Source organism: Acinetobacter sp. UBA3132 (assembly GCF_002364825.1).
Taxonomy (GTDB): Bacteria; Pseudomonadota; Gammaproteobacteria; order Pseudomonadales; family Moraxellaceae; genus Acinetobacter; species Acinetobacter schindleri.
Genome location: NZ_DEZM01000129.1, coordinates 56563 through 56793, shown reverse-complemented (window position 1 = coordinate 56793; position 231 = coordinate 56563). Strand labels below are relative to the sequence as shown.

General features: G+C 45.0%; 1 pseudogene. It reads left to right on the top strand.

The annotated features are described in order from the left end of the window. Positions 1-153, top strand: a pseudogene (locus tag B4033_RS06770) (preprotein translocase subunit SecG); the annotation flags it as partial. Between the last annotated feature and the right edge of the window lie 78 nt (positions 154-231).

The following is a 231-nucleotide window of genomic DNA, read 5'->3' as shown; positions in this document are numbered from 1 at the left end:
ACGGCATTGTTCTTTATTACCAGCTTGACTTTGGCGGTATTTGCCAAAAAGCAGACTACAGATGCTTATACTCTGAATAGCGTTCCAACGACTCAGACTGCACCTGCTCAATCGACTGAAACTTCACCAACTGCACCAAAAACTGGTGAATAATTTCGCCAAAGGCTTTCTTTTTGTGCATGATGCGAATAGAATGCCTGCAGCTGCGGTGGTGGTGGAATTGGTAGACAC